The sequence below is a fragment of the Streptomyces sp. SPB074 genome (genome assembly GCF_000154905.1).
In the GTDB taxonomy this organism is placed as follows: Bacteria; Actinomycetota; Actinomycetes; order Streptomycetales; family Streptomycetaceae; genus Streptomyces.
In genome coordinates this window covers 4,057,183-4,060,634 of sequence record NZ_GG770539.1, presented here as the reverse complement: position 1 = coordinate 4,060,634, position 3,452 = coordinate 4,057,183, and the positions used below count along the sequence as shown (strand labels likewise).

The 3,452-nt window shown below is 76.1% G+C and carries 2 protein-coding genes; both read left to right on the top strand.

Going from position 1 to position 3,452, the window contains the following annotated elements:
• The coding region (locus SSBG_RS16900) for an AfsR/SARP family transcriptional regulator (protein WP_078491332.1) at window positions 1–2,755 on the top strand (2,755 nt) is incomplete at its 5' end.
• Between the two features lie 286 nt (window positions 2,756–3,041).
• A complete protein-coding gene (locus tag SSBG_RS16895) occupies window positions 3,042–3,269 on the top strand; it encodes a hypothetical protein (protein ID WP_037869992.1) in 228 nt (75 codons plus the stop codon).
• Window positions 3,270–3,452 lie beyond the last annotated feature (183 nt).

Below are 3,452 nucleotides of genomic sequence, written 5' to 3'. Positions count from 1 at the left end.
GTGGGGCGAGGAGCCGCCCGCGCGGGCGCTCGCCGCGCTCCGGACGTACGCCTCGCGGCTGCGCAAGGCGTTCGGCGGGAACGTGCTGCGCAGTGAGGCCGGGGGCTACGCGCTGCACCCCGACGCGCTCGGTGCCGGCGCGCTCGACCTGCGCCGGGCCGAGGAGCTGGTCGCCGCCGCCGACGCCGCGCGCGAGGAGGGGGACCTGTGCCGGGCGCGGGCCCTGAGCGAGGAGGCGCTGGCGCTGTGGGAGGGCGAGCCGCTCGCCCAGGTGCCCGGCCCGCACGCCGCCAACCAGCGGGCCCGGCTCGCGGAGTGGCGGCTCCAGGTGCTGGAGTCCCGTTTCGCGATGGACCTGGAGCAGGGCTGCCACGCCGAGGCCGTCTCCGAGCTGACCGCGCTCACCACCGAACACCCGCTCCGCGAGCGCCCCCGCGAGCTGCTCATGCTCGCCCTCTACCGTTCCGGCCGCCAGGCCGAGGCGCTCGCCGTCTACACCGACACCCGCCGCCTGCTCGCCGAGGAGCTGGGCGTGGACCCGGGGCCAGCCCTCGCCCGGCTCCAGCAGCGCGTCCTCGCGGGCGACGAGGAACTGGCCCGCTCCCCGCAGCCCGCCCCCCGCGGCGGCCCGCCCCCGCTCCGGCCCGCGCAGCTCCCCGCCTCCGTACCGGACTTCACCGGGCGCGAAGGGCTCGTCAAGGAGCTGAGCGGCACCCTCGCCGGGGCCGGTTCGCAGGTCATGGCGGTCTCCGCCGTCGCGGGCATCGGCGGGGTCGGCAAGACGACGCTCGCCGTGCACGTCGCGCACGGCGCCCGCGCCGCCTTCCCCGACGGCCAGCTCTACGCCGACCTCCAGGGCGCCGGGGCGCACCCCGTGGACCCCGAGACCGTCCTCGGCGGTTTCCTGCGCGCTCTCGGGGTGCGCGACACCGCGCTGCCCGCGACGCTCGACGAACGCGCGGCGCTCTACCGCTCGGCGCTCGACGGCCGCCGCGTCCTCGTCCTCCTCGACAACGCCAAGGACCCCGCCCAGGTCCGCCACCTGCTGCCCGGCACGGAGGGCTGCGCGACGCTCGTGACGAGCCGCCAGCGCATGGTCGGCCTCGCCGGGGCGCACCTCGTGGACCTCGACGTCATGTCCCCCGAGGAGGCCCTGACGCTCTTCACGCGCGTCGTCGGCGCCGAACGCGTGCAGGCCGAACGCGAGGCGGCGCTCGACGTCGTCGCCTCCTGCGGTTTCCTGCCGCTCGCGATCCGCGTCGCCGCTTCCCGGCTGGCCTCGCGCCGCACCTGGACCGTCTCCGTGCTCGCCGCGAAGCTCGCCGACGAACGGCGCAGGCTGGACGAGTTGCAGGCCGGGGACCTCGCCGTCGCCGCGACCTTCGAACTCGGCTACGGGCAGCTCGAAGCCGACCAGGCGCGCGCCTTCCGGCTCCTCGGTCTCGTCGAGGGCCCCGACATCTCGCTCGCCGCCGCGGCGGCGCTCCTCGGCCTGGACGCGTACGAGGCGGAGGACCTCCTCGAATCGCTGGTCGACACCTCGTTCCTCGAATCGGCCGCGCCCGGCCGCTACCGCTACCACGACCTCGTGCGGCTCTACGCGCGCTCCTGCGCCGAGCGCGACGAGCAGCCCGAGTCGGCGCGCGCCGAAGCACTCGGACGGCTCCTCGACTTCTACCTCGCGACGACGGCGCGCGTGTACGCGCTGGAACGGCCCGGGGACCGGCTCGTCGGACATCTCGCGCCGACCAGCTACCCCGGCCTCCCGCTCCACTCCCCCGACGAGGCGCAGGACTGGCTCTACGCGGAGGCGCAGAGCCTCCTGGCGACCGCCCGCCGGGCCACCGAACGGGCCGAGTCGCTGCCCGCCGCCGTGGACCTGCTGTGGGTCGCGAAGGACCTGAGCGAGTCGGGGGCCAACGCGCGACAGTACCGGGAGGTGACCCGTACGGCGATCGAGCGGGCCGAGCGCCACGGGCTCGGCGCCGTCGCCAACCGGGCGCTCCTCGTCCTCGCCGACTCCGACAACGCGGCGGGACGGCTCGACACGGTCCGCGAGCGGGCCGAGCGCGTCCTGGCCCGGGCGGACGGCGAGAAGGACATCGTGGTGGTGAGCTGGGCGCACAACATCCTCGGTGTCGGCGCGCTCTACCGCGAGGAGTACGAGGTGGGCGAGCGTCATCTCGGCGCGGCCATCGAGCACTTCACCCGGTTCGGCAACCAGGCGGGCGAGGCCGCCGCGCTGTGCAACCTGTCCCGTATCCACCTGGCCACGGGCCGGCTGGACAGCGCTCTCGCGCTCGCCGAGCGCGGTACGCACCTCAACGACGCGGCCGGCAGCGCGCTGCGCGGCGCCAACGGCCGCTACACGCTGGCCCTCGTCCTGACCGCCGCGGGACGGCCCGCCGAGGCGGTGGAGCGGCTGGAGGAGGCGCTCGCCGTCTTCCGCGCCAACCGGCAGCAGCTGTGGGTGGGCATGACGCTGTGCCGGCTCGCCGAGGCGCGGCTCGCGCAGTCCGAGGCGGCGCAGGCCGCCGCGCACGCCGAGGGCGCGCTCACCGCGCTCAACGGGGTGGGCGGCGAGTGGCGTCGCGCGCAGGTCCTCACCGTCCTCGGCCGCGCCCTCGCGAGGACGGGCCAGGAGGGCCGCGCGCAGGTGTGCTGGGCGGAGGCGGAGCGGGTCTACGAGGAGCAGGACGCCGCGACGGAGGCCGCCGCCGTGCGCGCCCTGCGCACGCAGACACCGACGGGCTGAACCGGGGCGGGACGGCGCGGGAAGGGGCCGTCCCGGGCGGGGAGGGGCCCGGGCGCCGGGGCGGCGATCGTCCGTTCATCGTTCGTTTATCGCCGCCGGAGATGCTTCTCCCAACCGTTCCGTCGCGTCGGGGGGCAGACGGCACGGCTCCGGGGGACTCCTCACTCGCACTTGACCGGTGAGTAGGGTGAGCCGCCCGGTTCTCCGCCCGCCCGGCCTCCGACCGGGGGAGTGGCCGGGCGGGCGGAATCACCACCGTCCCCGTCGAAGAGGGAGAGCAGACACGATGGCCGACAGCCAGCAGCCCCAGGGCACCGAGAAGGCCAAGGGTCCCAAGATGAAGCCGCTCGGCGACACCTACGCCACCGGCAGCCCCGCCAACCCCGAGGGTGGCGAGGCGAAGCTGACCGCGGGCGAGGGTGCCACGACGCTCGGCGACACCTACGCCACCGGCAGCCCCGCCGACCCGGAGGCGAAGATCCTCGACCGCCCCGAGGGCGACGAGAAGAAGTGAGCGTCACCCGGCGCCGCCTCCCACGGGGGACACGGGGGAGCGCGGAAGCCGGGTGAGCGGGTCCCCGCCGACCACGGGGGCGTACGGGGGATGTGCGCCGGGGGACCGAGGGGCCGGTGAGGGCTGGGGGGCCTTCACCGGCCCGGGGGAAGAAAAAAGGGGGAAAGCGCGCCGGGCGTGACG